Origin of the sequence: Snodgrassella alvi (genome assembly GCF_002777745.1) — a bacterium.
In the GTDB taxonomy this organism is placed as follows: Bacteria; Pseudomonadota; Gammaproteobacteria; order Burkholderiales; family Neisseriaceae; genus Snodgrassella; species Snodgrassella alvi_D.
This window is the reverse complement of record NZ_MEIO01000048.1, coordinates 104,446-130,956: the sequence shown is the minus strand read 5'-3', so window position 1 is coordinate 130,956 and position 26,511 is coordinate 104,446. Positions and strand designations below refer to the sequence as shown.

At 43.5% G+C, this 26,511-nt stretch carries 25 protein-coding genes; 12 read left to right on the top strand and 13 right to left on the bottom strand.

Annotated elements, in window-relative coordinates; translation table 11 throughout:
* Positions 1–23: 23 nt before the first annotated feature.
* A complete protein-coding gene (locus BHC51_RS05930; RefSeq protein ID WP_100099882.1) occupies positions 24–611 on the bottom strand; it encodes a D-sedoheptulose-7-phosphate isomerase in 588 nt (195 codons plus the stop codon).
* Positions 612–868: 257 nt separating this feature from the next.
* Between BHC51_RS05930 and rsmI the strand changes: the two genes are divergently transcribed.
* Together rsmI and BHC51_RS05920 are read left to right on the top strand one after the other, a co-directional pair.
* Entirely contained in the window at positions 869–1,747 is an 879-nt protein-coding gene (rsmI, locus tag BHC51_RS05925; protein WP_100099881.1) for a 16S rRNA (cytidine(1402)-2'-O)-methyltransferase, read from the top strand.
* 150 nt (positions 1,748–1,897) lie between these two features.
* Positions 1,898–2,827, top strand: coding sequence for a peptidoglycan DD-metalloendopeptidase family protein (locus tag BHC51_RS05920; protein ID WP_100099880.1), 930 nt, complete (start codon positions 1,898–1,900; stop codon positions 2,825–2,827).
* A 184-nt stretch (positions 2,828–3,011) separates the two neighbouring features.
* On the opposite strand, the gene BHC51_RS05915 is transcribed toward BHC51_RS05920, so the two are convergent.
* Complete coding sequence (locus BHC51_RS05915) at positions 3,012–3,557, bottom strand: cysteine hydrolase family protein (protein WP_100099879.1); 546 nt, start codon at positions 3,555–3,557, stop codon at positions 3,012–3,014.
* 107 nt (positions 3,558–3,664) lie between these two features.
* Here BHC51_RS05915 and BHC51_RS05910 point away from each other — a divergent pair, with 107 nt between their 5' ends.
* Complete coding sequence (locus BHC51_RS05910) at positions 3,665–4,057, top strand: Lrp/AsnC family transcriptional regulator (protein WP_180296440.1); 393 nt, start codon at positions 3,665–3,667, stop codon at positions 4,055–4,057.
* Positions 4,058–4,081: 24 nt separating this feature from the next.
* Here BHC51_RS05910 and BHC51_RS05905 read toward each other — a convergent pair whose 3' ends face one another.
* Together BHC51_RS05905 and BHC51_RS05900 are read right to left on the bottom strand one after the other, a co-directional pair.
* Entirely contained in the window at positions 4,082–4,654 is a 573-nt protein-coding gene (locus BHC51_RS05905; protein ID WP_257381585.1) for a hypothetical protein, read from the bottom strand.
* Between the two features lie 200 nt (positions 4,655–4,854).
* On the bottom strand, positions 4,855–5,490 hold the full coding sequence (locus BHC51_RS05900) for a flavin prenyltransferase UbiX (protein ID WP_100099877.1): 636 nt from the start codon (positions 5,488–5,490) through the stop codon (positions 4,855–4,857).
* A 236-nt stretch (positions 5,491–5,726) separates the two neighbouring features.
* Here BHC51_RS05900 and BHC51_RS05895 point away from each other — a divergent pair, with 236 nt between their 5' ends.
* Positions 5,727–6,233 carry a hypothetical protein gene (locus tag BHC51_RS05895; RefSeq protein ID WP_100099876.1) on the top strand — a complete coding sequence of 169 codons (507 nt, stop codon included), beginning with the start codon at positions 5,727–5,729 and terminating at the stop codon, positions 6,231–6,233.
* Between the two features lie 88 nt (positions 6,234–6,321).
* Here BHC51_RS05895 and BHC51_RS05890 read toward each other — a convergent pair whose 3' ends face one another.
* Entirely contained in the window at positions 6,322–7,488 is a 1,167-nt protein-coding gene (locus tag BHC51_RS05890; protein WP_100099875.1) for a polyamine ABC transporter substrate-binding protein, read from the bottom strand.
* Between the two features lie 323 nt (positions 7,489–7,811).
* On the opposite strand from BHC51_RS05890, the gene alaS reads away from it, so the two are divergent.
* Positions 7,812–10,439, top strand: coding sequence for an alanine--tRNA ligase (gene alaS / locus BHC51_RS05885; protein WP_100099874.1), 2,628 nt, complete (start codon positions 7,812–7,814; stop codon positions 10,437–10,439).
* 85 nt (positions 10,440–10,524) lie between these two features.
* Positions 10,525–11,142, top strand: a complete 618-nt coding sequence (locus BHC51_RS05880; protein WP_100099873.1) for an MlaC/ttg2D family ABC transporter substrate-binding protein — start codon at positions 10,525–10,527, stop codon at positions 11,140–11,142.
* Between the two features lie 52 nt (positions 11,143–11,194).
* Here the strand turns inward: BHC51_RS05880 and BHC51_RS05875 are convergent, their stop codons facing one another.
* The 8 genes from BHC51_RS05875 to miaA all read right to left on the bottom strand — a co-directional run bounded on the left by BHC51_RS05875 (position 11,195) and on the right by miaA (position 19,286).
* A complete protein-coding gene (locus tag BHC51_RS05875; protein WP_100090013.1) occupies positions 11,195–11,446 on the bottom strand; it encodes a GlsB/YeaQ/YmgE family stress response membrane protein in 252 nt (83 codons plus the stop codon).
* A gap of 294 nt (positions 11,447–11,740) precedes the next feature.
* Complete coding sequence (locus tag BHC51_RS05870; RefSeq protein ID WP_100153552.1) at positions 11,741–13,156, bottom strand: SMI1/KNR4 family protein; 1,416 nt, start codon at positions 13,154–13,156, stop codon at positions 11,741–11,743.
* 373 nt (positions 13,157–13,529) lie between these two features.
* Positions 13,530–14,090, bottom strand: a complete 561-nt coding sequence (locus BHC51_RS05865; RefSeq protein ID WP_100153551.1) for an NAD(P)H-dependent oxidoreductase — start codon at positions 14,088–14,090, stop codon at positions 13,530–13,532.
* Complete coding sequence (locus BHC51_RS05860; protein ID WP_100153550.1) at positions 14,087–14,320, bottom strand: hypothetical protein; 234 nt, start codon at positions 14,318–14,320, stop codon at positions 14,087–14,089. The genes BHC51_RS05865 and BHC51_RS05860 overlap by 4 nt, the downstream gene beginning before the upstream one ends.
* A gap of 52 nt (positions 14,321–14,372) precedes the next feature.
* On the bottom strand, positions 14,373–14,579 hold the full coding sequence (locus BHC51_RS05855; RefSeq protein WP_100153549.1) for a hypothetical protein: 207 nt from the start codon (positions 14,577–14,579) through the stop codon (positions 14,373–14,375).
* 282 nt (positions 14,580–14,861) lie between these two features.
* A complete protein-coding gene (glyA, locus tag BHC51_RS05850; protein ID WP_100153548.1) occupies positions 14,862–16,112 on the bottom strand; it encodes a serine hydroxymethyltransferase in 1,251 nt (416 codons plus the stop codon).
* 355 nt (positions 16,113–16,467) lie between these two features.
* Positions 16,468–17,985, bottom strand: coding sequence for an acetyl-CoA hydrolase/transferase family protein (locus tag BHC51_RS05845; protein ID WP_100135677.1), 1,518 nt, complete (start codon positions 17,983–17,985; stop codon positions 16,468–16,470).
* Between the two features lie 356 nt (positions 17,986–18,341).
* The gene (gene miaA / locus BHC51_RS05840; RefSeq protein ID WP_100153570.1) at positions 18,342–19,286 is read right to left on the bottom strand and encodes a tRNA (adenosine(37)-N6)-dimethylallyltransferase MiaA; all 945 of its coding nucleotides are present in this window, start codon (positions 19,284–19,286) and stop codon (positions 18,342–18,344) included.
* 874 nt (positions 19,287–20,160) lie between these two features.
* On the opposite strand from miaA, the gene BHC51_RS05835 reads away from it, so the two are divergent.
* From BHC51_RS05835 to BHC51_RS05810, 6 genes are all read left to right on the top strand, one after another.
* The gene (locus BHC51_RS05835) at positions 20,161–21,051 is read left to right on the top strand and encodes an NAD(+) kinase (RefSeq protein WP_100100152.1); all 891 of its coding nucleotides are present in this window, start codon (positions 20,161–20,163) and stop codon (positions 21,049–21,051) included.
* A 253-nt stretch (positions 21,052–21,304) separates the two neighbouring features.
* On the top strand, positions 21,305–22,966 hold the full coding sequence (recN, locus tag BHC51_RS05830) for a DNA repair protein RecN (RefSeq protein WP_100153547.1): 1,662 nt from the start codon (positions 21,305–21,307) through the stop codon (positions 22,964–22,966).
* Between the two features lie 300 nt (positions 22,967–23,266).
* Entirely contained in the window at positions 23,267–24,487 is a 1,221-nt protein-coding gene (locus BHC51_RS05825; protein ID WP_100100154.1) for an RtcB family protein, read from the top strand.
* 140 nt (positions 24,488–24,627) lie between these two features.
* Complete coding sequence (locus BHC51_RS05820) at positions 24,628–24,867, top strand: sulfurtransferase TusA family protein (RefSeq protein ID WP_100100155.1); 240 nt, start codon at positions 24,628–24,630, stop codon at positions 24,865–24,867.
* A gap of 126 nt (positions 24,868–24,993) precedes the next feature.
* On the top strand, positions 24,994–26,028 hold the full coding sequence (gene pyrC / locus BHC51_RS05815) for a dihydroorotase (protein ID WP_100153569.1): 1,035 nt from the start codon (positions 24,994–24,996) through the stop codon (positions 26,026–26,028).
* A gap of 7 nt (positions 26,029–26,035) precedes the next feature.
* Entirely contained in the window at positions 26,036–26,488 is a 453-nt protein-coding gene (locus BHC51_RS05810) for an acyl-CoA thioesterase (protein ID WP_100100156.1), read from the top strand.
* The last annotated feature ends 23 nt before the right edge of the window (positions 26,489–26,511 follow it).

Here is a 26,511-nt window from a genome sequence, read left to right as displayed (position 1 = left end):
CCTGTAAATGGAGTTGTTGCTGGTTATAAACCACCCAGCAATAATTGGTCAATCTGTGCGCACAAGGCGTGAATGGTTACTTGATGAGCTTCCAGTACGCGCAAGGGATGGTCGCCGGGTACATTTAACCAGAGGTCGTCATCGCGTAACACTCCAGCTACTTCACCGCCGCTTCCGCCGGTGATCGCCAGTACGCGCATATCACGTTCGTGTGCTGTTTTAATTGCATTAACAAGATTGATACTCTGGCCATCTGCTGACAGGACACAAAGCATATCATGTTGTTTACCCAGTGCATGAATCTGTTTGGTAAACAGGTCGTTGGGTTCGATGCTGGTTAATGCACTGAGTACGGAGGGGTTATTGCATAGAGATAATGCAGCCAGTGCCATGCGTTCCTGTTGCAGCCGCGTAACCATGTAGGCAGCCAGTGTATTGGCCAGAGATGCATAGGCACCATTGCCGGCAATAAGCAGTTTGCCATCACTCATCAAGGCCATCAGGATTCCCTGAGCAACTTCGGTAATTGGTTCTGCCAGTAAATCTGCGCATTCATTCAGAAGCTGGGCGCTATCGGTAAAGTGTTGATGAACGGAGATGGATTCTGTCATATAAATTAATGTGTTAATTAATGCGGGTGCAGGCAATGTGTTTTGTGTTCTGGGTCATATTATACAGTACTGAAATAGTATGCCGAGTTTCAGCCAGTTCGACTGCCGAGGCAATCTAGTCTGTGTATGGGCACCAGCTGTTATGCATTAATACTGGAACGTAACTACATCGTGGTATAGTAATAACTTTAGGCTGTCTGCTGCTAAGTGGTCAACTTGAAGCCTTATTTATATTGAACCAGATTACGGATTGATGAATGCAAGCCCATTACCAGAAAGCTGTTACCAGCATTGTACCGCAAACCCTTTATGTAGTGGCTACTCCGATAGGTAATCTGGCCGATTTGAGTTTTCGTGCTCTGGCAATATTGTCTCGAGCTGATCTGATTTGTGCGGAAGATACGCGAGTGACGCAGCAGTTACTACGTGCTTATGGTGTTTCAGCACGGTTGATCAGTGTGCGTGAACAGAATGAGCAAAGTATGGCGGAGCGGATCATTGCTGCTCTGGCGGCCGGACAGGTAGTGGCACAGGTTTCTGACGCCGGTACGCCGGCTGTTTGTGATCCCGGTGCACGGCTGGTAACGCGGGTACGCGAAGCTGGTTATCAGGTATTGCCGGTAGCGGGTTCGAGTGCTGTGATGACAGCTTTGAGTGTGGCTGGGGTAACGCAGTCAGATTTTTACTTTGCTGGTTTTTTGCCGGCTAAAAGTGGTGAACGGCAGCAGCGCCTACAGGATTGGCGGGAGGTATCCTATCCTGTGGTGATGTTTGAAACGCCACACCGGATTATTGATACGCTGGCGCAAATGGCCTTGTTGTATCCTCAGCGCAACCTGATGCTGGCACGTGAAATCAGTAAAACCCATGAAACGTATTTGTGTGGAACGGTAGCGGAGATTCAGAAAATTCTGCATGAAGATGCTAACCAGAAACGTGGTGAAATGGTATTGGTGCTGCATCCGGCGCAGGTAGAAAAGAATGTTGATTTATCAGCTGAGGCTATTCGTGTAATGCAGATTCTGGCACAGGAACTGCCAACCAAGCAGGCAGCTATGCTGGCGGCGCAGATTAGCGGCGAAAACAAGAAGGCTTTATATGACTGGGCAATTGCAGCTAAAAAATTATCACAATAAACACTTTTATGAGGACGTGTTAAAATAATTTATGCTTGATGCTATTTTACACAATGCTGAGCATTGTTTATGATACTGTCTGCATTGGCTTTTGCCGCCGCTGTTGCGCTGGCTCCCCCTGTATATTGCAATGATCTAAGGTAAACCGTTATGTTGAAAAAAAACGTGATTCGTTCCGGCTGGTGTTTGCTAGTATTGGCATTGAGTGCTTGTACTCTTTTCAAACAACCGGCAGCACCGACAGAAACGGGCAGCAGCGAAGCCGGTACTGCCGCTACCACTGCCGATAATCCATATGGTGCCGCTCCTCCCTATACTCCACCGGCAAATTCTGCTCCAGCCTATACACCTAATACAGGTACATCTACTGGTTATGTAGGCAATTATTCACCGGTGGATATTAATGCCGCTACGCATACGGTAGAGCGTGGTGATACGGTATTTAATATTTCAAAACGTTATCAGATTACTCAGGATAATCTGCGTTCATGGAATAATATAGTTGATAACAATATTAAGCTGGGACAGGTGTTACGGGTAAAACCAGCTGGTTATGTGGCGCCATCTGGCAGCAGAAATACGACAAAGACCGTGACTGCTCCGGTAAATACACCTAATGCAACCACAACTACCAGCACTACTACGACAACTACGCCATCCAGTTCTACTACGGTATCGACCAGTAAAACTGTCAGCACTGGCGGTGTGCGCAGTGTGAGCGGTATTGAATGGCAGCGTCCGACTGCTGGCAGTATTCTGCAAAGCTATGGTGGCAGTAGTAAAGGTATTGATTATGGTGGCAGTGCCGGCCAGTCTGTAGTGGCTGCGGCCTCAGGCAAGGTTGTATATGCCGGTAATGGTTTGCGTGGTTATGGTAATCTGATTATTGTGCAGCATAATCAGACTTATCTGACAGCTTATGGTAATAACCAGAGTATTCTGGTAAAGGAAGGTCAGCAGGTAAAACGTGGCCAGCAGATTGCTACAATGGGTAATACTGATGCAAAACGTACACAATTGCATTTCGAGTTACGTGAGAATGGCCAGCCACAAGATCCGAGCCGTTTCCTGCCAATGTAAGGCACGAAACTGGTAACTGATTCTGTTTGTCGTAAAAGGTGCCTTGCCCACTGAATACTGAATTCAAGGGCGGGTGCTGTTTTATCTTACACCTGTTTATTTTGCTGAGATGATGCAATAAACAGGTGTATTTTTATACCATGAATTGCTGGCTGGACAGTGGCAGGAATGAAATTTTGAATAATTAATGGGTAAATTGTTGCAGAGATTGCACTTTGGCAAAAGAAGTGAGTGCAGTCAGAAAGCTGTTTTGTACGTCTGGTGCCTGGGTAATTGTACCGTTGAATTCTAAGCTGCGTGTGGCACATGCATCTGCAATGAGAATGGGTTGATAACCGAGTTCGGCCGCACAGCGGGTGGTGGAATCAACGCACATATGTGTCATCATGCCGCAGATAACCAATTGTTCGATACTTTGTTGCTTAATCTGTTGATGTAGGTTTGTTTGCCAGAAGCTGTTAGGGTGGCTTTTGGGAATGATAAATTCAGTATGGCTGGCTATGGGTAATAATTGTGGATGTAATGCTACACCATGGCTTTCAGGCAGGAAAAAAGTGGCTCCTTTTTTTGTATTGAAATGCTGGATATAGAAAACGGGTAGTTGGTTTAAGCGAAAATGTTGACGTAGTTTTAATATTTTTTCTAATGTCTGTTGTGGCTTATACAGCTCCATTTTACCTTGTTCAAAGTAGTCGTTTTGTACATCAATAATAATAAGTGCTTGTTTCATTTTTTTGTTTCTTGGTGATTTTTGATGGTTTTATTATGTGCTGCTAGAGCACCTGACGAAATAGGCTGATGAAAATGGTTAGCGCGATTTGTTTTCAGGATGAAAGTATGGATAAAAAAGATCGGGCAATTGTGGATTTGTTGAAAATGAACAGCCGGATGTCATGGCAAGAGATAGGTAAGAAGGTATTTCTGAGCGGACAGGCGGTAGGTTTGAGAGTGCAGAATCTGCTTGATAGTGGGATGATTGAGCGTTTCACTCTGGTTGAACACTGTCCGTCTGAGCAGTTTATTACGATTTACATGAATAATAGTCGGTTTGCTGAATTGGAGCAGTTGGTAGGTACATTTGCAGCGGTACAGGCTATCTATAAGATTACTGGCGATGGCTGTTATTTTATCCACGCAAATTTTGCTGCGCAGGAGCTGGAAAGGTTTTTGCAGCAGGTTGCGCTTTATGCTCGTTATAAGGTGAGTCATAAGCTGCGCAGACTGCTTTAGGCTGATAATATTAATGCTGGTTTATTATTTATGGCAGGCTGCCAGTATGCTGCTTTCTGTCAGGCAATGGTTATGGGCAAAATGCAAGCTGTTTTGTACTAGTCCCTTATCTTCTTCACATTGGGTTTCGGTCTCAATAATCAACATCTGTTCAGGGCGGCCGGCGTGCAGGCTCATGCGCATTTGTGCCTGAGTAAAAGGTAGATTATGTTTTTGCGCAAAACTGCGGGCACGGCTATTGGCTGTTTTCAACATTGGAATCAGGGTAATGTCGAGATGGAAAATCCTCACGCCCATTACCAGAATGCGTGCGGCAAACCAATCTGCTTCTTCACTAATGATATCTGGAGTAGGCTGGTTAAAGCCAAGTCGTTGTGCGGCAATTAACATTGCTACCAGGCGCAACTGTGGAATAAGTGCTTCGCTGAGCATAAATGTTGTCTGAAACTGTGGCTGTAGCCGGCACAGGTCGCTGCGGTGCTGGTTCCCATCAACAATCATGTACCAGCGCTGAAGTTGTGGTATCGGCGATGCAGATTGTTGTAACTGTATTGATGGTGAAGCGGACATTTTATTCTCCAGTAGCTGTTGATTCATTTTTAATGCCTTTTTTGTTTGAGGCGTTTATGGCAATAAAAAACCGCCTCGGATTGGCCGGGCGGTTCACTTTTTATTTTGCTGACAGGTTTTAAATAAACGCAAAAAAGCACCGCACCGAGGTGTGGTACCAATAATAAGCAAAAGAGAAAGTGATTGTGTTTTTCATTTCTAAACCTTAAAACATTTTGTTCGTAGTGTCAAGAATTATTTTCTTCGCCCCAGCGCGGAATTAGCTGATGCGGAATCCGTAATTGATCCAGAATGCGGGCTACCACGAAATCCACCATGTCTTCAATGCTTTTGGGGTGCTGATAGAAAGCTGATACGGGTGGCAGGATGCATACGCCTAAACGAGCTAGTTTGAGCATGTTTTCTAGATGAATTGCTGATAATGGTGTTTCACGCGGTACTATAATCAGCGGCCGGTTTTCTTTAATAGAAACATCGGCAGCGCGTTCAAGCAGATGGTCTGAAGTACCGGCGGCAATAGCCGCTACACAACCCATGCTGGCGGGACAGATAATCATTGCATCGGCAGGATTGGATCCGGAGGCGGGAGGAGCAAACCATTCATCGCGTCCAAACACGGTAAGCATGGATGGGTCGACTGCGTATTCTGCACATAATGCTGCGTTACATTGTTTGGCATTGGTGGGTAAATGCCAGTTGATTTCTTGCTGAGCGACTATCTGGGCTGCTTGTGAATACAGTAACCATACTCTGATATTGGCCTGTAATAAGCAGGCCAGAAGCCGTTTGGCGTAGGGCATGCCCGAGGCTCCGGTTAAAGCCAGAGTAACGGTTTTGACGGGATTGGTGGTAGAAAAAATCATGATAAAACTAGTGTGTGTCTGAATATGCCTGTTATTATAGCGATTTTGTTTTCGATATAACATTTGGCATACAGCCGTTTTTATTCAGTTGAAAACAATTATCAGCCAAGCGGCACAGTATTATCCTGAAATTAATATAAATTTATTTAGTTCAGACAGCCAGTAATAACTTGTCGGCACAAAATATCGTTTGTCTGAATGATTAGAACCTAAATATAGATTATGGAAATGTAAGTATGTTGTGGAAAAAAATATTGTGGTGGCCATGCCTGTGCGCAAGTCTGCTGGTGGGGTGTGCTCATCAGGTAACTCCTGCTGTTTCTGTTTCTGAAGAGCGTGAATGTGATTCACAGGCAATAGCAAGAGTTCTATTGCAGTCTAGTCAGTCTTCTAACGCAAATAGTTTCCGTTGTGTGGTCGTGGCGAGAGATGTACCGGTGCTGAAACCTGAACGTACAGCACTACCTGATGCCAGTCTGAGTATTAACCGGCCGGCAATTGAGGTGAGTAAGTGCTTGCACGATAAATTACAGTCCCGCTTTAATTTGCCACGGGAGTTTTACAAAATCAGCTCTTATCCTAATGGCAGCCAGACTCTGGCACTGGTGAATCCGTTTACGCAGATAGAAGGCTTGCAGATAGATGTGCTTAAAGCTGGTATGGCGAGAAGCATGGTAAATGTTTATTCTAATGGTACGACTTTATCGCAGGCATGGAAGAAGTTTCCTGAGCTGTGCCAGTAGGTGCATTATGTCTTTTATGTAGCTGCAATAAATGGCAAGCCCACTGCTTCTGAGGGGCTTGCTGTAAATCTGATATTAGTCAGAGCAGTTATTTACCTGCCTTCAGATTCTGCCATAAGCGCAATTCATATTTCAGTGTTTCGGATTTGGCTGGTAGAACCAGATAGCTGTTGGCCAGAACTTCATCTGATGGGAAAATACTGTTGTCTTCACGGTATTCTTTTTTCATCAGCTCTTTTGCCGGCAGGCTGGATGGCGCATAGGAAACATAATTGGCGTTTCTGGCTGCAATCTGTGGTTCCAGTATCCAGTTCAGGTAGCGATAGGCATTTTTGAGATTGGCTGCATCTTTGGGAATGGTGAGTGTATCTACCCACAGGGAAACGCCCTGAGTAGGCACCAGTACTAAAATATCTTTCTTGCCGGTTGCTTCTAGCCGGCGGCGTTTGGCAATATTTAAATCACCACCAAAGCCGATGGCCACGCAGACATCGCCACGTGCTAGATCATCGATATAGCCGGAAGAAGAGTAGCGCAATACATTGCTGCGATTGGCTTTGATGATATTAGCAGCTATGTCGATATCATCTTTGTTCTGAGTGTTGGGGTCTTTGCCGGCATAGTGCAGTGCAAGTGGAATCATTTCTACTGGACTGTCCATATAGCTGATACCACAATTTTTCAGTTTGTCGGTGTATTCTGGGTTGAAGACTAAATCCCAACTGTTCTGCGGCATCTGGGTGTCACCGAGAGCAGCATTGACTTTCTCGATGTTGATTGCAATGGTATTCATGCCCCAATAGTTGGGTACGGCATACTGATTGCCGGGATCGACGTCTTTCAATAAATCGAGTAATTTCGGGTTAATGTATTTCCAGTTTGGCAACTGGTCTTTGTCCAGTGGCTGATAAGCTCCGGCCTTAATCTGGCGGCCAACGAAAGAGTTGGATGGTCCGACAATATCATAACCAGATTGTCCAGTAAGAATTTTACTTTCCAGCGTTTCATCACTGTCATAAAAGTTGTAGGTGACTTTGATGCCGTATTTCTTTTCAAATTCACTAATAGTTTTTGGGTCGACATAATCTGACCAATTATATATTTTTAATGTTTTGCTATCGCTTAAAGTACCGGCATTGTTGGCTATCGCAGCAGAAGCTGGTTGTTGTGGATTGCTGTTATCATGTGAACCGCTGCATGCGGTCAAAATACATAAAATCAAACCGGATAAACTCAGGCAGGCTGTGTTTTTCATGTTTGTCCTTTTCAAAGATGCACCAATTACAGGCTAACATAGTTACGTGTTATTACCGTCTTTGTAACTTCATTCTGTTTGCTTTAAGGCTAACTATACCGTATTAAAGCAGTATTGTTGTTGGAATTGTCATTTTGGCATGGAATTTAGGCTATTCAGGTAGGCTTATGCGTAAAACTGCGGTAAGATAAGCAGATGATTTTAACAAGGGTGATGGTTGAGATGGATTAATCAGCGTCCTGTTTTTAATATCCATATTCAGGCAGTCTGTGTTTATGCAGACTGCCTGAATACGATTAATTGCCCGTCTAATTGAAACTACCATGAAAACAGCAGAATTACGTTCTAAATTTCTTCAATTTTTTGCAAGTAAGGGCCATCAGATTGTGCCTTCTTCTTCGCTGGTGCCACCACAGGATGATAAAACCCTGTTGTTTACCAATGCGGGTATGAATCAGTTTAAAGATGTGTTTCTGGGGTTTGACAAGCGTCCGTACAGCCGCGCGACAACCGCGCAGAAATGTGTACGCGCTGGCGGTAAACACAATGATTTGGAAAATGTAGGTTATACCGCGCGCCACCATACCTTTTTTGAAATGCTGGGCAATTTCAGCTTTGGTGATTATTTTAAGCGGGATGCTCTGCATTTTGCTTGGGAATTTCTCACCAGCAAGGACTGGCTGAATCTGCCGCAGGAAAAATTACTGGCGACAGTATATGCTGATGACGATGAAGCTTATGATATCTGGTTAAATGAAATTGGTCTGCCACCAGAAAAAATTATCCGCATTGGTGACAACAAAGGCGCACGTTACGCTTCGGATAATTTCTGGCAGATGGGTGATACCGGTCCTTGTGGTCCCTGTTCGGAAATCTTTTATGATCATGGTGAGGATATCGCGGGAGGCCCTCCGGGCAGTGCGGAGGAGGATGGCGATCGTTTCATTGAAATCTGGAACTGTGTATTCATGCAGTATAACCGTGATGAGAACGGCAATATGAATCCGCTGCCCAAACCTTCGGTTGATACTGGTATGGGGTTAGAACGAGTATCAGCAGTATTGCAGCATGTACACAGCAATTATGAAATCGATCTGTTTGTGCATTTGCTTCATGCGGTGGCACGGGTGGTAGGCATACCGTATAGTCAGGATATACCAAGCCTGAAAGTGATTGCTGACCATATTCGTTCCTGTGCCTTTTTAATTGCCGATGGTGTATTGCCAAGTAATGAAGGTCGTGGTTATGTATTGCGGCGTATTATTCGTCGCGCCGTACGTCATGGCTATAAATTGGGCTGTAAACAGGCGTTTTTCCATTTGCTGGTAGCTGATCTGGTGCAGGAAATGGGCACAGCCTATCCTGAGCTGGTTGAAAAACAGGCGCAAATCAGTGATGTTCTGAAACAGGAAGAGAGCCGCTTTGCACAGACGCTGGAAACAGGGATGGCTCTGCTGGAAAATGCCTTGCAGGACGGTGGCCAGACACTGGCTGGTGAGGTGATTTTCAAGCTGTATGATACTTATGGTTTTCCATATGATTTAACAGCCGATATCGCACGTGAACGCAATATCAATCTTGATGAGGCTGGTTTCGAGCGTGAAATGGCGGCACAACGCGCTCGTGCGCGCGCTGCACAGAATTTCAAAGCTAATACGCAGTTGGCCTATGAAGGCGCTGATACAGAGTTTACCGGCTATCAGCAACGACAGAATGAAAGTAGGATTCTGGCTTTGTATAAAGACGGTGAGGCAGTTGAGCAGCTAAATGCTGGTGAAACTGGTACAGTAGTGATTGACTTCACCCCGTTTTATGCAGAATCCGGTGGTCAGACTGGTGATACAGGCTATATTTTCGCTGGTGAAAATCGTTTTCAGGTGGATGATACCCAGAAAATCAAGGCTAAGGTATTTGGTCAGTTTGGGCAGATGCTGTCTGGCAGCCTGAAAGTGGGTGGTGTGGTTACCGCGCAGGTGGATAGTGCGCTGCGGGAAGCCAGTATGCGTAACCACAGTGCTACTCATCTGATGCATCGTGCCTTGCGTGAGGTGTTGGGTACACATGTTGAGCAGAAGGGTTCACTGGTGAATGCTGAACGTACCCGCTTTGACTTTTCGCATTCTCAGCCGGTAAGTGCAGCACAACTGGCTGAAGTAGAACGCCGTGTGAATCAGGCAGTTGTGGCCAATGTGGTCGTATGTGCGCAAAATATGAGCTTTGATGACGCTATTGCAGCCGGTGCGATGGCGCTGTTTGGGGAAAAATACGGTGATGAAGTACGTGTGCTGAGTATGGGTGAGTTTTCTACCGAGCTGTGTGGCGGCACGCATGTTGCGCGTACGGGTGATATAGGGCTTTTCAAGATTATATCGGAAAGTGGTATTGCAGCAGGCGTACGCCGTATTGAAGCGGTAACCGGATTAAATGCCTTGCAGTATGTGCAACAGCAGGAAGAATTGCTCAAAGCAGCCGTGGTTGAAGTAAAAGCGCAGACAGCCGAGGACCTGCTGCCCAAGTTACAGGCCATGCATAACCAGAGTAAACAGTTGGAAAAAGCACTAAGCGAAGCTAGAAGCGAGTTGGCCAGACAGGCTGGTACGGCGTTACTGGCTCAGGCGCAAGCTGTGGGTACGGCACGGCTTGTACTTAGCCAGATTGATGCCGATAGTGGTGCCTTGCGTGATATAGCTACCGATTTAACTGCTCAGGGTGATAATATTGTGGTGTTACTGGCAGCCGTAAATGACGGTAAAATTGCCATTACTGCTGGAGTATCCAAGGCACTTAGCAAAACAGTCAAGGCTGGTGAGCTGGTTAATTATGTTGCCAGTCAGGTTGGTGGTAAGGGAGGTGGTCGTCCTGATCTGGCGCAGGCAGGTGGGCAGAATATAGCCGCGCTGGGATCGGCTTTGGCCAGTGTCTCAGATTGGTTGGCAGCTAAAGCAGTGTAAAGTTTTTTGCAGATGAAAATAGCAGGCGGTTTATGGGTGGTGAATAACATAAACCGCTTTTTTGCTTATTAATAGGAGAATCAAAATGCAGAAGTATGTAAAAGCTTGTGTAACTGCATGGATGTTGATGTTTTCAGTATATACGTTTGCTGTAGCACAGGAACAACTGGCACAACAGCAATTACAACAGAACGTAGATGCAGTACTGTCGGTGGTACGTGACAAAAGTCTGAATGAGCAGCAGCGAATCAGTCAGGTTGAACGCTATGCAGACCAGTATCTGGATTATGAACGCATCTCCGCTTTAGCAGTAGGTTTACCGTGGCGGCAATTTACGGCGCAGCAGAGGCAGGATTTCAGTGCGGCGTTTAAAAGTATGATTGTGCGCATTTATGCACATTCGGCATTAATGGGCGCCAGTAATGCTACGGTAAAGGTATTACCGAAAGTAGTGAATCAGGGAAATAATAAGCTGGAAACATTTACTGAGGTTGTTAGTGCCAATGATAAGCATTATATTGTTGGTTACCAAATGTATTATTCTAATGGTGTTTTCAAGATTTACAATTTTCGTGTGAATGGTACCAGTCTGGTAACGGTATATCGTAATCAATTTGATCAGTTAATTCAGCAGCAGGGGATTGATGCCACGATTGCTCAGTTGCGTGATAAGGGGCTGGGAAAAGTTCAGACCAAGAAATAGTATTGCTGTTGTCTGAAAAAATGGTGATGGATTTAAATCCATCACCATTTTTTTATATCTGTCGGTTTTTGATTTTGCCGTAAATAAATAAAATAATACAGGCAAAAACAATTGAAGCTATCAAACCGGCTTTCTCGCCCGCATGATACCAGCCAAATGCCTGTCCTACATAACCAGCGAGTAATGAACCACCAATACCCAGAAGAGTGGTCACAATTAAACCTAATTGCTGTCTGCCGGGGTAAACCAGTTTGGCAATCAGACCGATAATAAAGCCAACTATAATTGTCCACAGTAAACCCATGTTATACTCCTGAAAAATAAGGAATCCTTATCTTAATCCTGTGACAATGATAGAAGTACGGCGCTGAGGTAAAATCATTATTAGCTAGTGATTTTTTAAATAAATTTTTGTAATCAAAATGTTATATTTACTTTCTGCCAGATGAAAAGTATATAAGCGGATAGCTTTTGTTATTGAATCAATTGTCTGAGATGTTAACTTAATTGAATTATATTAAGTCAATTCATTACACTCATCCATAATCCAAAGATAATCTATCACGAGGATACAGATAGAAGATTGCACATAAACAATTTATGGTTTTTTCCAGAATTGAAACCATTTTTTAATTTTATAATTATCTGTATTAATATTCAAAATGGTCTTGTTTGTTAATTTGAAATAAGTCAGACAATTATTTAATCGATATAATATTGCGTTATCTTTCTGTTCATCAACATTTTGTTTGGCAATAGCCTGATAGTATTTAAGCAATCTACTGTCAACGATACCTTCTAATGCTACTAATGTGTTATAGATTACTTGCCGATCTGTATCAGTAAGCCCAGAAATGAAATAGTTTATTAGGTTTTTTTTAGTTTTATTGTTCAGGGAATCTAAAGCAGAAAAAGCGATTGCACGCATTTCACGGTCTGCATGTGCAGTAAATGGCAGGATTATTTGACAATAATTGGTTTTACTTTCTTTCAGTATATGTACAAAGCATCTGAAAGCTTCAGCATCCTTAAATTGAGGGACAGAGGTATGTAATATTTCTATCCACTCACTGATTTTTTTCTTACCATACCAGTACAGCAGTTTAATAACAAATTCTGGTTCAGTATTAAAGTATTCATGGAGATAATTTCTGGCTTTCGGATAAGAGAAATTAACCATAACCTGTAAGCTGATGCGCTTCAAATCGGCATTATTCAGGTGATACTGATTTTCCAGTATTTTGAATGTTTTTGATGAGATAGTGGATTTAAGCAATAACGCTTCCAAGCAGTAGTACTTATATTCATTGCACTCAGATACAAAATATTTTTCGAGTAATTGCTTTTCAGAACCGGCTACCGAATAGCCAAACCAGCCAGAATTCGGGTCTGATAACTCGCCTGAAATCACTTCATCCAGCCAGCGTTCGTACCAGTCAAGAAAGTTAGCTTCAAAAGTAAATTTTGGCAGTTGATGGTCAAATGAGAGATTAACAACTTTGCCTGTATGCTCTCCCTGCAAAACTATGCCGTTTATATAAGCACATCCCTGACTGGCAATAGGTAAAATCCCACCATATATTTTGGCCAGTTCGGCATCATACTCTTCTGTAATAAAATCATTATTTTTAATTACATGTAGCTGTTGTTGCCAATAGTCATTTGGCATGAATGGATAAATGATACAGGCTCGTTGTACACCATTAGGGGCGTTAAAGCCGTCCAGTTCATCAATGCTTCTTTGTAGTGAGTAAATTCCATAAAAGGGGCCCGCAGCATCAGAGTTAGCACTGCCTCCATTACCTATTTGGGTAATAAAAGTTTTATAGCACGGTGGCAATTGAAAACCATATTCTTGTTCAATAGCAGCAACCTGTTCTATGCTGATGGGTTTATTAAGCTGATATTTATGGGAGTCTGCACCGAAAACTTTAAATTCTTTATCTGCTTTTCTGGCCTGACTTAATTTTGTCTTGATTCGTTGTGCTTGGGATTGGAATTTTGCTTTGTCCATAGAAAGGTAGTCTTGATGATTTCAATATTTATACTGTTAATGGCATTATGATAAAACAATTTTAATCAACCTGATGACAACATTTATTTATTTCTATGAAATATAGATATCTATAAAGCAGATAAAATTTTTATTGTTTTACTCTGCTTAAGTTCATTAAGATAAACAATTGTTTGCTAATGCTGTTAATATTTTAAGTGTATATGAATGAAACGAAATAGATATATGATTTGTGGTTATTTAGTGACAATACACTTGTTGATTATGATGGCCATAAGAAGATTATATTTATTGAGTTAGTTAAGACTGAGTGTATTACAATTTTACAGTTTGATGGCAATTATAGCTATTGCTAGATTAAAAATAAAAATGGTTAAATAGAGATATTGTCTAGCATAGTTTGACGCTCGTCTTCTGTTAACGTAGGTACCTCATAAAGCTGTTGGCAATTTACATTACTTATACCAACTAGATTCAATGTGCCAACAATCATACTTTTCATGAAATCATTCATATCATGTTGCAAAAGTACTTCTTGTGTAGAACCAAGCGTAACAATTAACGTTGCAGATTTATCCGTCAATAGTGGAGTGAACCCATTTTCATCATCTCTATAGGCAAAGCCTGAAGAAAATATTCGGTCAATCCAGCCTTTTAAAATGGCAGGTTGGCCAAACCACCATATAGGATAAATAAAGATGAGATTATCAGCTTCAGTTACCAATTGCTGATGACTTTTTACATCATCATTGACTGTATTGTTTTGCAGTGCAATAAAATCGTCAGTAGACAACACTGGCTGAAATCGTTGCTGATACAAATCAATCAAATTATACTGTTCTCCACGACTATTGATAAGGCTAATGACTTTGTCCTTAATAGCATGATTAAAACTAAGCTCATAGGGATGTGCATAAATAATACAATGTTTCATTTGGCTATCTCCGTTATAAGTTTCTGTTGTGAACGTTTGTTTTCTTTTTTGTAAAAAATAATTGGTGTAAAGAGGATAAGTGAAAAAATTGTTAATATTCCACTTAGAAATAAAGAAAATCCAACAAGCAGGCCGACATCAAATACTGGTTTAAAAGAAGACATTAAAAGTGGAGTAAATCCTATAAAGAAAATAATAGTATTGATGGTTATTGCGTTACCAGCCGTCATAATTGCAAAGCATAACTTTTGTTATGCTTTGTATTGTAGCAGCCTATGGATATTAGTGGTTACCAGAATAGGTATCCAGAGTACGGTACGGGGTATTGTCTGGGGTGGATGCAGAAACATGGTTGTTCTGGCCATTCTGGGCAGTAGCCTCGCTGAAATTGCGAATATCAGTGGAGTCACTGTTACTATTAGCCAATGTAAAACCGGCAGTCATGGTTAAGGAAGCAGCCAATAAAGCGGTAGAAACTAATTTTTTCATTTTGTTTCCTTTCAAAATTAATTATTGAGGTAAATTGAATTGTTAAAAGCAGGTCATGTATGCTGCTTTTGTCATGTACACATATTAATACATTATCAGTAATTAGATAATGCTTGATTGGTTAAAGCTAGGTTTCCTGTAGGGAAACAAATAGCAATGTTTCTTTCAATAGAAAAACAGACTAATACATCATTGAATTGATTGTGTATTAGTCTGTTATGAGTATAGGTAGTCTTTAGGTGCTAATCAATAATAACTATATTAATAATTTAATGTTGTTGTTTATTTACCATAGACAGGTAATCGAGTGCAGATTTCCTGTATTTTTTGAGCAACTTCTGAGATTACCTGCTCATTGTCTGCATTGTCCAGTACGTCGGCAATCAGGTGTCCCAGTGCGCGAGTATCGGTTTCGGTGAAACCGCGGGTAGTAATAGCTGCGGTACCTAAGCGAATACCTGAAGTAACAAATGGTTTTTCGGGATCGTTGGGGATAGCATTCTTGTTGACGGTAATATGTGCCTGTCCCAGAATGGCTTCAGCAGTTTTGCCTGTGAGTTTTTTCGGCTGCAAGTCAACCAGAAACACATGGCTTTCGGTGCGGCCGGAAACAATGCGTAAACCGCGCTCAATCAATGTCTCTGCCAGTACTTTGGCATTGGCTTTAATCTGGCGGGCATATTGTTTGAATTCAGGTTGCAATGCTTCTTTGAATGCTACCGCTTTGGCGGCAATTACATGCATTAGTGGGCCGCCTTGCAGGCAAGGGAATATGGCTGAGTTCAGTGCTTTGGCATGTTCTTCATTGCGGCACATAATCACACCACCACGCGGACCACGCAGGGTTTTGTGGGTAGTAGTGGTTACAAAATCGGCAAAGGGTACCGGATTTGGATATTCACCACCCGCTACCAGTCCGGCATAGTGTGCCATATCTACAAACAGATAGGCACCCACTTTATCTGCAATTGCGCGGAAACGCGCCCAGTCTATTTCTAGTGCATAGGCAGAAGCACCGGCAACAATCATTTTTGGCTTGTGTTCCAGTGCTAGCTGTTCCACCTGATTGTAGTCAAGGATTTCGTTTTCATCCAAGCCATAGGTAATAGCGTTATACAGGCGACCGGAAATATTGACACTGGCACCATGAGTCAGGTGGCCGCCATGAGCCAGCGACATGCCCAGAATGGTATCACCCGGTTGCAGTACGCTGGCGTATACTGCTTGATTGGCCTGAGAGCCGGAATGTGGCTGTACGTTAACATAGCTGGCGCCAAATAATTCTTTTAGACGGTCAATGGCTAGCTGCTCTACTTCATCTACATATTCGCAGCCGCCATAATAGCGCTTGCCCGGATAGCCTTCGGCATATTTATTGGTTAACTGGCTGCCCTGAGCTTCCATTACGGCGCAGCTTACATAGTTTTCCGATGCTATCAGCTCCACATGATCTTGCTGACGCTGGTCTTCTCGGGTAATGGCAGAGGCCAGTTCCGGGTCAAATTTTTCGATGGTTAACGCTTTGGAAAACATGGCAGTCGTTCCTTTATGAGAGTAAAGAAATAAAGAGTTTGCTGAATGCAGCAGGAGATATGAATCGTGCTTATTTTAACTGATAGTGATACGCGTGTGGCTGAATTTGATAATGGGTCATGATGAAGCTGATTCATAAACGCCGTCAGATTTTGTTGTTAACTATGTTGGGATTGAAAACCTCTATGTAGTCTGGAATAACTGTTATGGAGCTGTGGTTGAAACGGAATGAAAATAAGATGTCATGTGGGAAGTCGTTATCAATCAGTTATGCCTGTATATAAATGAATGAGAAGATAATAAAAAAACAGCCCTGTGTCATAACAGGGCTGTCTGGTTATTATCCGATCCTAAATTACATTTTCATGGAACCGGTTTTCAGGAAGTGTTCATGCCAGCTTAAAGCTTCAGTCAGAATATGAGGAGTATGAATGCCTTTTGCGGTGTGCAGGGCACGATCATAGTAATCCTGTAGCTGGTCGCGATAATCAGGATGAGCACATTTTTCGATGACCACTTTGGCTCTTTGCCGTGGTGCCAGACCACGTAAGTCAGCCAGACCCTGTTCGGTAACAATAATCTGGGTATCGTGTTCGGTATGATCTACATGAGATACCATTGGCACGATGCAGGAAATTTTGTCATCTTTGGCGGTAGACGGGGTAACGAAGAAATTGAGGAAGCTGTTACGCGCAAAGTCGCCCGAACCACCGATACCATTCATCATGCTGGTGCCCATTACATGGGTGGAATTGATGTTGCCGTAAATATCCGCTTCAATCATGGAATTCATGGCAATAATGCCCAGACGGCGTACTAGTTCGGGATGATTGGAAATTTCCTGCGGACGCAGAATGATGCGTTCACGGTAAAAATCAATGTTCTCTGCAAATTCTTGGAATGCTTTGGCAGACAGAGAAATAGCTGTGGCTGATGCTGTGGTCATTTTGCCAGCACGTAACAGATCCAGCATGCCGTCCTGCAATACTTCAGTATAGCCGTACAGATTTTCAAACGGACCGGTTAATAAACCTGCCAGTACAGCATTGGCTACGTTACCCACGCCAGACTGAATCGGCAGCATTTCTTTGGGTAAACGTCCCATTTTGATTTCTTGAGACAGGAAGTCAACGATATAGGCGGCAATCTGTTTGGATTTGTCGTCGGGTTCGCTAAATACATTGTCGCGGTCTGGTGCATTGGATTCTACAATGGCAACAACTTTGTTCAGATCGACTTTCAGGTATTTTTCACCAATACGATCGTCCGCACGGGTCATGTTAATCGGTGTACGGTGTGGCGGGATGGCATTGTTTTGAGGAATGTCGTGCATGCCTTCCATCTGAACTGGCAAACCAGTATTCACTTCCAGAATCACTTTGTCAGCCATATCCAGCCAAGTTTGGTTGTTACCAATGGCTGTAGATGGAATCAACATGCCGTCTTCGGTAATGCCCAGTACTTCGATAATGGCTACATGCATGTGTCCCAGAAAACCAAACCATGCCTGCTGAGCAACATGTGATAAGTGCATGTCAATGAAGTTTACCTCGCCACTGTTGATTTCCTGACGCATGTGGCGGTCGGTATTAAATGGTAAGCGCTGATTGATGGCATGAGCCTCAGCTAAAGCGCCATCACATTCTGGGGCAGTTGATGCACCTGTCCAGACATTAATTTTGTAAGGGCGGCCGGCAGCATGTTCGGCACGGGCAAAATCAGCCATAGCCTTTGGCAATACTTTGGGATAGCTGGCTCCGGTAAATCCGCTCATGCCAACATTAGCTTCATGATGAATCAGGGTAGCAGCCTGAGCAGCAGACATAAGACGGGAATGAAGTGAGGTATAACGGATGCGATCCTGAACGGACATCGTGTTTTCTCCTTATTAAATCGAAAATGCCTGACCCTTATCTGGCCAGAGTGAGGCGTGGAGGATAAATATTTGTCTTTGCCGTTTATTCAATTTGTGATGAATGTAATGACATAATGACTGTAACAACGGACTGCATTTTACTGTAAATAATCGTCTTTTGCTGTTCTGCCTTGGGATGAATTGGGTATATATCCACTTATACAGACAAACAATTACAGGTTAATAATCTATTAATTTAATTAATACATCATGTTGTAAAAGAATTTTGCTGCCAGTTAATGAGATGTTTACACAATATTTTAATATTATTGCGTAAGCCGTCATTGCAGAAATCTTTTATAAAATAAATAAGATTAGGCAAAAAAACGCTGCATAAACTGTGCAGTCTGTACATATAGATTAGCCGGATCAAAAGGATCAAGCTGGTAGTTTGGATTCAATTTGCGCAGCCATGTCAGCTGCCGCTTGGCCAGTTGTCGAGTGGCGACAATACCGCTTTCCACGAAAGTATTGTAATCAGTTATGCCATCAAGATAATTGAATGCTTGCCGGTAGCCAACGCAGCGAATCGATGGCAGATCGGAATGCAGGTCGGGATATTGCAGGCGCAGTGCTTCAACTTCTTCTATAAATCCTTGTGCCAGCATTGAATGAAAGCGGGTGGCAATCTGTATGCGCAGACGGGCACGATCGCTGGGAACCAGTGCTAATGAGCATACCTCTACAGGTGCTCGCTGGCTTTCCTGTCTGGCCAGATGGCTGCTCATGGGAATGCCGGTAGTATGATAGATTTCTAACGCTCGCTCAATGCGCTGGCTGTCGCCAGCGGGCAGGCGTGCCGCGGTTATTGGGTCTACCTGTTGCAGTTGAGTATATAAATAATCCATGCCATGCTGCTGTTTCAGTTTGTTCAGTTCAGCACGAATTTGGGTATTAGCTTCGGGCAGGCTGTTCAGTCCCTGTGTAAGGGCGTGGTAATACATCATGGTGCCGCCCACCAGTAAGGGAAAATGACCACGGGCATGGATTTCCTGTACCAGACACACACAATCACTGACAAACTGGGCAGCGCTGTAACTTTCCAGAGGTGAAATGATGTCAATCAGATGATGAGGTACTGTCTGTAATTCTTCTGTGGTGGGTTTGGCTGTGCCGATATTCATGTCACGATATATTAATGCAGAATCCAGGCTGATAATTTCGATCGGAAACCGTTCAGCCAGACGCAGAGCAAGGCTGGTTTTCCCAGAGGCAGTAGGACCGAGCAGCGCAAAAACTTTGGGTAGGGAAGTAGCCATGGCAGCAACCATATTTCTTAAACAGTTATTGTAGCGGTATCTGCTCTTTTCAGCGACAGATTACACACAACATAAAAAATTTTCACAATCTAAATATACTATGAAAAATGATGAGCATTGATCTGAATTATTTTTTTATACAGAATGTGTTATATACAATTATTGGATTATGTTATATAAATCAATTGGGTGAAATAGGTTTTGAAATGCGGGTAATTTGTATTGGCGTTTTTGTTGTATAAATCATGTTGAGAGAGGCCACACATTGTTTTTGGTTTGGTGATTTTTTTAGTAGTGATGAAAATAGTGTGCAATACTTGTGGCTACTGGGGTCTCGGTGTGATAAAGGTAAGGAAGACAAAGGAAAAAGTAAACAATCCAAAGTTCTTATTCTTATATAGGTATATAAATATAAAATAATATAGCCTGTTTTTTACCAAATCATCTGCGCCATTTTTCCGCACCAGTGTTTTTATAGATCGTTTAAAGTAATGTTTAGCGTTATCCGCTGCTGTTACATCCGTCAGGGCTTATGCTACGGCAGTGTGTGATTTTATAAGCTGTACAGAAATTATTATACGGATCAGATATGTGGAAAATAGGATATGTATGGATAACAAGATATTTTTCATGAGAAACTGGTTGAAATTAATCAGCAGGCTGCGGATATAGGTAAAGCTATTGATCAATTTTAGAATTTATTTGCAGCCAGTTTGATGATAATGTTTAATTTTTCTTGTAGCTGTGAAGTTTTCATTATGTGTGAGGGGTTACATAACACACGTATGTTAATGCGTTACGCTTTATAATTAACAGAACAAAATTTGTTGTAGTTGTATTAGAGTGAGTTACTTTGTCAGGAACGACCATTTTCATGTATAGCCAGTTTAATCATATCGGGATAGTAACCCGTCCGCAAACGCCGATGATGAGTACAGTATTGGATGAACTCATTGCTTTTTTATGCGATGAAGGTCTTTCGGTGTATCTGGATAATGAGGCATGGGCGGATAATCAGATTAATCAAGTACAACTGCAACGTTGTAACATTATTAAAAAATCTGAAATGGGGCGGCGCTGCGATCTGGTGATAGTACTGGGGGGGGATGGAACTCTGCTGTCGGTTGCACGCAAGCTGGCACCATACCGGGTACCGCTGATTGGTATTCATCAGGGACATCTGGGTTTTCTGACACAGGTGCCACGAGCACAGATGATTACTGAGCTGTCTGGGATGCTTACCGGTAAATACGTACCTGAAGAGCGCATTTTATTGGAAGCTACTGTAGTACGCGCTGATGAAGAATTTTATCATTCGTTGGCATTGAATGATGTGGTGCTCAGTCGGGGAGCACTGGGACAGATGATTGAGTTTGAAGTTTTTATCAATAAGGAGTTTGTCTACACTCAGCGTTCGGATGGTCTGATTGTGTCTACACCTACTGGTTCAACTGCGTATGCTCTGGCTGCCGGTGGTCCGATTTTGCAACCAACTTTGCGTGCTTTCAGTTTGGTACCTATTTGTCCACAGTCGATGTCAAATCGACCGATTGCAGTGAGTGATACCAGTGAAATCGAGGTGCTGATTACTAAAGGCAGTGATGCACGTGCTCATTTTGACGGGCAGGCATTTTTTGATTTACATACTATGGATAAAATCCGTATCAATCGTTATCGCAATTCTCTCAGGATTCTTCATCCGGTTAATTACCAGTATTACAAAACTCTACGCCAGAAACTGCACTGGGGTGACCAGCTGGTCTAAGTGTCTGCTAACGGACACGTAATACCTACATAATTAGAAACGCATCTGGCTAAGATGGGCTTTTACGGGCAGCTCTGATTATTGAACAGGAAGTGGTATTTCAGTAATAATGAGAAAATTGTGGTAAGAAGTTAATAAAATCGAAATTTATTATTGGTAATTTTAGTTTTTTCTAAAAAATAGTTTCCCGTTCTCCTAAAAAATACTAAAATCTGACGTAAATCATTAATACTTTCTTTAAGAAAGGCTGTTTATGCTTCTGGCGTTGTCTTTGCGTGACTTTGTGATTGTCGATGAGCTGAATCTGAGTTTTCAAGGCGGATTTACTGTTTTGACAGGTGAAACTGGGGCAGGCAAATCGATAACGTTGGATGCTTTAGGTCTGTTGCTGGGCGATAAGGCTGATTATGGACAGATTCGTCATGGCGCCAAAGAAGCGCAGTTATCTGCCTTGTTTGATGTTGGCGATGTTCCGCAGGCATGTGAATTATTGCAAGAACAAGGGTTGTTGGATGAACATGAAACACAGCTAAGTATTCGCCGCATAATTGATGTAAAAGGCAAAAGCCGCAGTTTTATCAATAATCAGGCAGTTACTCTTGGCCAGTTGCGCCAGATTGGTGAATTACTGATTGATATTCATGGTCAGAATGCTCATCATTCTTTAAACAGTGAAGCAGCACAACGTGTATTACTGGATGCCTTTGCTAGTGCGGATAAGGAGGTTGCGCAGGTACGCGAAACTTATCAGCGCTGGCATGATGCAGAACGTGAGCTGGAGAAAGCGCAGAATCAGGCAGAAAGCCTGAACATTGAACGTGAGCGGTTACAATGGCGCTTTGATGAACTCAATGCATTAAATCTACAGGAAAATGAATGGGAAAATCTCAGCCAGAGTCATGATGCACTGGTACATGCGGCAGATATCCTGCAAACAGCAGCCAGTGTGGAAGAAATACTTAATGGTGATGATGGTCTGCAAAGCCGTTTGTATCACTGCCGGCAGCAACTGTCAGCACTAACTCAGGCTGCGCCTGCTTTTGCCGATAGTGTGGTATTGCTGGAATCAGTAGAGGCCGAGCTGGGAGAGGTCAGCGCTTATCTGCGCGAAGCCAGTGCCAGTGTTGAGACAGATGAAAATCTGCTGGCACAGCAAGGGCAGCGGATGCAGGAATTAATGAGCATGGCGCGCAAATACCGGCTGGAACCACCACAATTGCCTGAAGAACTGGTAAAGATTGAAGCTGCTTTGAATGAACTGGAAGCATCTGCGGATATTGAAGCATTACATGCACGGGTAGCTGAGCGCAAAAATGAATATATGCAGGCTGCTCAGCATTTATCGGCAAAGCGCCATCAGGCGGCTAAAAAGCTGGCAAAGCAAACTACTGCGCATATGCAGAATTTGGCTATGCAAGGTGCACGCTTTCATATTGAGCTTTTAAGCGCTTCACCGTCTTTGCATGGTCTGGAACAGGTACAGTATCAGGTGGCGGCCAATCAGGGCACACCTTTACGCGCTATGAGTAAAGTGGCTTCCGGCGGTGAACTGGCACGCATTAGTCTGGCACTGCAAATGGTTACCAGCCAGTACAATGCAGTACCCACGCTGATTTTTGATGAAGTTGATACCGGCATTGGTGGTGCTGTGGCAGATGTTGTTGGTCACGCTTTGCGCAGTTTGGGGCAAAACCGTCAGGTACTGGCTGTAACCCATTTACCGCAGGTAGCTGCCTGTGGCCAGCAGCACTGGCAGGTGCGCAAACACAATAATAAGGGACAGACAGTTAGCGAGATCAAGGTGTTAACATCTGCTGGCCGAGTGGATGAGATTGCGCGTATGCTCGGTGGTGAAACCATTACCGATACCACACGTAATCATGCCAGTGAGATGCTGGAGCTAGCTCAAAACTAAAGCTGTTATTCTGACCTTATCGGGCAATACTGAAATAGATCTGCCTTGAGTTTTAATAACACTGATTTGACGGCAATGTTATTTAATCCTGCCGATATCAATAGTTGAAAATCGCTGAACTTAGTTTAGCTATGATTTGTGTATGTCATGACTGTACTATAACTGTCTGGTTAATAGCGCTGGCACGGTGTTACTGATTGACAACAATATTTCGAAAATTATGCTATATGCTTGCGATAAGCTGGCAGCTAGTCTGAATTAACCAGATTAATGAAAATAAAGCAGTAACAAGGGGGTAAAATGACAACATATAATCTACTGCAAGCGGAACAGGCCAAACCCATTAAAATGTGGACTCAAGGGGTGCCGGTAGATGAAAAAGCCAAAGCACAACTGATTAAAACTGCACAACTTCCATTTATTTTCCAGCACATTGCGGTTATGCCTGATGTACATGTGGGGAAAGGTTCCACTATTGGCAGCGTTATTCCTACACTTGGAGCAGTAATTCCGGCCGCAGTGGGTGTGGATATTGGTTGCGGCATGATGGCGGTGCAGACTTCACTGATGGCGGCTGATTTACCAGATAATTTGCTGGTGCTGCGGCAGGAAATCGAAAAAGCAGTACCACACGGGCTAACACCCAGACATCGCGGCCGCGATCAGGGTAGCTGGCAGAATCCGCCCTCAGTGGTTGATCAGTACTGGCAGCAGCTGCTGCCGGGATTTGAGCAGCTTACCGCCAAATATCCGCGATTTCTCAATACCAATAACTATCGCCATTTGGGCACGCTCGGTACCGGTAATCACTTTATTGAAATCTGTCTGGATGAAGTCGAGCGGGTGTGGATAATGCTGCATAGTGGTTCACGCGGTATTGGTAATGCCATTGGAACTTTTTTTATCGAACTGGCGAAAAAAGATATGCAGGTGCATATGCAGAATCTGCCGGATGAAAATCTGGCTTATCTGCGTGAAGGCACTGAACACTTTGAAGATTATGTTTCAGCCGTACACTGGGCACAGGAGTTTGCGCGCTTAAACCGTGAAACCATAATGCACAATGTGATTGCGGCGTTACGTAAGGTAATCAGCAAGTCCTTTAACACACATCTGGCCGCAGTGAACTGCCATCATAATTATGTGCAGAAAGAGCGGCATTTTGGCGCTGAAGTTTTTATTACCCGAAAGGGCGCGGTTTCAGCACGAACAGGCGAGCTGGGCATTATTCCCGGTTCGATGGGGGCACAAAGTTATATTGTCAGAGGTTTGGGCAATGCAGACAGTTTCTGTTCCTGTTCGCATGGTGCTGGAAGAGTAATGAGCCGTACCGCTGCCAAAAAACAGTTTAGTATTGCTGACCAGATTCAGGCCACTGCCCATGTTGAATGCCGAAAGGATGCCGGTGTGATTGATGAAATTCCGATGGCCTATAAAGATATTGATGCTGTCATGACGGCACAGAATGAGCTGGTAGAGATTGTGCACCGTTTGCGGCAGGTGGTGTGTGTGAAAGGCTAAAGTAGCAGAACGCATTTGACTACAGATGCGCTATTCTTATTAGTCTGGTGGTGAACGCATCTGTTTACCAAAAAGAGTGTTTGGTCTCTTGCATGCACGTTGTATAATCATATTTTACAATAATCTGTGCTGAGCTGCTTATGAGCGAACCACATAGTGATGTTATTTTAGATGTAACCGGCTTGAGTTGCCCCATGCCGATTCTGCGTGCCAAAAAAGCCTTGGCCGCGATGGATGCTGGGCAAGTTTTGCAGGTACTGGCAACGGATAAAAGTGCGCCTGATGATTTTGCGGCTTTCTGTCGCCAGACCGGACATGAATTACTGCATCTGCAAAACAAGGATGACGGTATAATGATAATGTGGGTGAAGCACCGCTAAAGTCTATGTGGCTGTGATTTAATACCATTACTTACAATTTGTTTTCAATTGATGTGCCGGAGAAGCGGCAGTGTTAACCAACTGCCTTTTGAGCTATGTAACAGCCTGTTAATGAAACGGATGCAGATGCAGATTTTTACTATAACCCGACCCGATGACTGGCATCTTCATGTACGTGATGGGGCAGCTTTAAAAGCGGTAGTGCCGTTCAGTGCGCGGCAAATGGGTCGTGCACTGATTATGCCAAATCTGAAACCACCAGTAACCACAGTTGCGGCAGCAATGGCCTATCGTGAGCGTATTTTGGCTGCATTACCGGCTAATAGTCATTTTCAGCCACTGATGACTTTATACCTGACTGACCAAAGCACACCGGCACTCATTCGTGAGGCCAAAGCGGCAGGGATCATAGCGTGCAAGCTATATCCGGCTGGTGCGACAACTAATTCTTCATCAGGTGTCAGTGACTTATGGGCTTTATTACCGGTACTTGAAACGATGGCTGAATTAGGCTTGCCATTACTGGTACATGGTGAGGTAACTCATAGTGAAATTGATATTTTTGACCGTGAGGCGGTTTTTATTGATGAGCTGTTACAGCCATTATTACAGCGTTTGCCTAGTCTGAAACTGGTATTTGAGCATATTACTACCGCAGAAGCAGCGAGGCTGGTGGCTGAGGCTGGTGAAAATATTGCGGCTACTGTGACACCACAACATTTACTTTATAACCGCAATGCCTTGCTTGTGGGTGGAATGCAACCGCACCATTACTGTCTGCCTGTACTTAAACGCGAGAGTCATCGACAGGCACTGTTACAGGCTGTTAGTGGTAAGCAGGCACATAAATTTTTTCTGGGTACGGATAGTGCTCCTCATGCACAGACGAGTAAGGAATCTGCCTGTGGTTGTGCGGGTATCTTTAGTGCTTTTGCCGCTATTGAACTGTATGCGGAGGCATTCGAAGAGGCTGGAGCACTGGATAAATTGCAGGCTTTTGCTGCTGAAAACGGCCCACTTTTTTATGGTTTGACTCCCAATACAGATAAAATCACACTGGTGAAGAGTAATCGTACAATACCGCCATACTTTTCTTATGGTCATGAACGCCTGATTCCTTTGCGTGCGAATGGAACTATTGGCTGGACTATGCTGGAATAATTAAGATATGCAGGACTTAAAGCAAAAAATAAAGCAGCCATTGGTTCAAGGGCATCAAACTGAAATTCGGGTACGTGGTTTTCATCTTGATGTGTACCGGCATGTTAACAATGCGCGTTATCTGGAATTTCTGGAAGAGGCGCGCTGGCATTATTTTGATGAAGCTGGCTTAACACCATTATTTGCTGCTGCCGGCTGTGGTATGGCGGTGATTAATATTAATATCAGTTACCGGCGCAGTGCCGGTTTCGGCGATGATTTGCTGATTACTACCGCTTTTAGCAAAGTTCAACCCCGCAAAGTGGATGTAAGTCAGGTTATTACGCTGAAAAATACAGGTCAGATAGTGGTGCAGGCACAGGTTGCATTTGTGGCTTTTGACCAGCAAAGCAATAGGGCAGTTTCTTTTCCTGCTGTTATTCAGCAGCGGTTTAATGCTTTGTTGCAGAATAATGGTTAAACCAGTAAAAAACCCTGCTTTTA

Coding starts and splice junctions, on each gene's coding strand:
- BHC51_RS05870 (WP_100153552.1), bottom strand. CDS start 13,156: ATGGACAAAGCAAAATTCCAATCCCAAGCACAACGAATCAAGACAAAA.
- BHC51_RS05865 (WP_100153551.1), bottom strand. CDS start 14,090: ATGAAACATTGTATTATTTATGCACATCCCTATGAGCTTAGTTTTAAT.
- pyrC (WP_100153569.1), top strand. CDS start 24,994: ATGCAGATTTTTACTATAACCCGACCCGATGACTGGCATCTTCATGTA.
- BHC51_RS05910 (WP_180296440.1), top strand. CDS start 3,665: ATGGATAAAAAAGATCGGGCAATTGTGGATTTGTTGAAAATGAACAGC.
- BHC51_RS05890 (WP_100099875.1), bottom strand. CDS start 7,488: ATGAAAAACACAGCCTGCCTGAGTTTATCCGGTTTGATTTTATGTATT.
- BHC51_RS05920 (WP_100099880.1), top strand. CDS start 1,898: ATGTTGAAAAAAAACGTGATTCGTTCCGGCTGGTGTTTGCTAGTATTG.
- BHC51_RS05895 (WP_100099876.1), top strand. CDS start 5,727: ATGTTGTGGAAAAAAATATTGTGGTGGCCATGCCTGTGCGCAAGTCTG.
- rsmI (WP_100099881.1), top strand. CDS start 869: ATGCAAGCCCATTACCAGAAAGCTGTTACCAGCATTGTACCGCAAACC.
- BHC51_RS05875 (WP_100090013.1), bottom strand. CDS start 11,446: ATGGGTTTACTGTGGACAATTATAGTTGGCTTTATTATCGGTCTGATT.
- glyA (WP_100153548.1), bottom strand. CDS start 16,112: ATGTTTTCCAAAGCGTTAACCATCGAAAAATTTGACCCGGAACTGGCC.
- BHC51_RS05835 (WP_100100152.1), top strand. CDS start 20,161: ATGTATAGCCAGTTTAATCATATCGGGATAGTAACCCGTCCGCAAACG.
- BHC51_RS05845 (WP_100135677.1), bottom strand. CDS start 17,985: ATGTCCGTTCAGGATCGCATCCGTTATACCTCACTTCATTCCCGTCTT.
- BHC51_RS05825 (WP_100100154.1), top strand. CDS start 23,267: ATGACAACATATAATCTACTGCAAGCGGAACAGGCCAAACCCATTAAA.
- BHC51_RS05855 (WP_100153549.1), bottom strand. CDS start 14,579: ATGAAAAAATTAGTTTCTACCGCTTTATTGGCTGCTTCCTTAACCATG.
- BHC51_RS05880 (WP_100099873.1), top strand. CDS start 10,525: ATGCAGAAGTATGTAAAAGCTTGTGTAACTGCATGGATGTTGATGTTT.
- BHC51_RS05915 (WP_100099879.1), bottom strand. CDS start 3,557: ATGAAACAAGCACTTATTATTATTGATGTACAAAACGACTACTTTGAA.
- recN (WP_100153547.1), top strand. CDS start 21,305: ATGCTTCTGGCGTTGTCTTTGCGTGACTTTGTGATTGTCGATGAGCTG.
- BHC51_RS05930 (WP_100099882.1), bottom strand. CDS start 611: ATGACAGAATCCATCTCCGTTCATCAACACTTTACCGATAGCGCCCAG.
- BHC51_RS05820 (WP_100100155.1), top strand. CDS start 24,628: ATGAGCGAACCACATAGTGATGTTATTTTAGATGTAACCGGCTTGAGT.
- BHC51_RS05810 (WP_100100156.1), top strand. CDS start 26,036: ATGCAGGACTTAAAGCAAAAAATAAAGCAGCCATTGGTTCAAGGGCAT.
- miaA (WP_100153570.1), bottom strand. CDS start 19,286: ATGGCTACTTCCCTACCCAAAGTTTTTGCGCTGCTCGGTCCTACTGCC.
- BHC51_RS05905 (WP_257381585.1), bottom strand. CDS start 4,654: ATGAATCAACAGCTACTGGAGAATAAAATGTCCGCTTCACCATCAATA.
- BHC51_RS05860 (WP_100153550.1), bottom strand. CDS start 14,320: ATGACGGCTGGTAACGCAATAACCATCAATACTATTATTTTCTTTATA.
- alaS (WP_100099874.1), top strand. CDS start 7,812: ATGAAAACAGCAGAATTACGTTCTAAATTTCTTCAATTTTTTGCAAGT.
- BHC51_RS05900 (WP_100099877.1), bottom strand. CDS start 5,490: ATGATTTTTTCTACCACCAATCCCGTCAAAACCGTTACTCTGGCTTTA.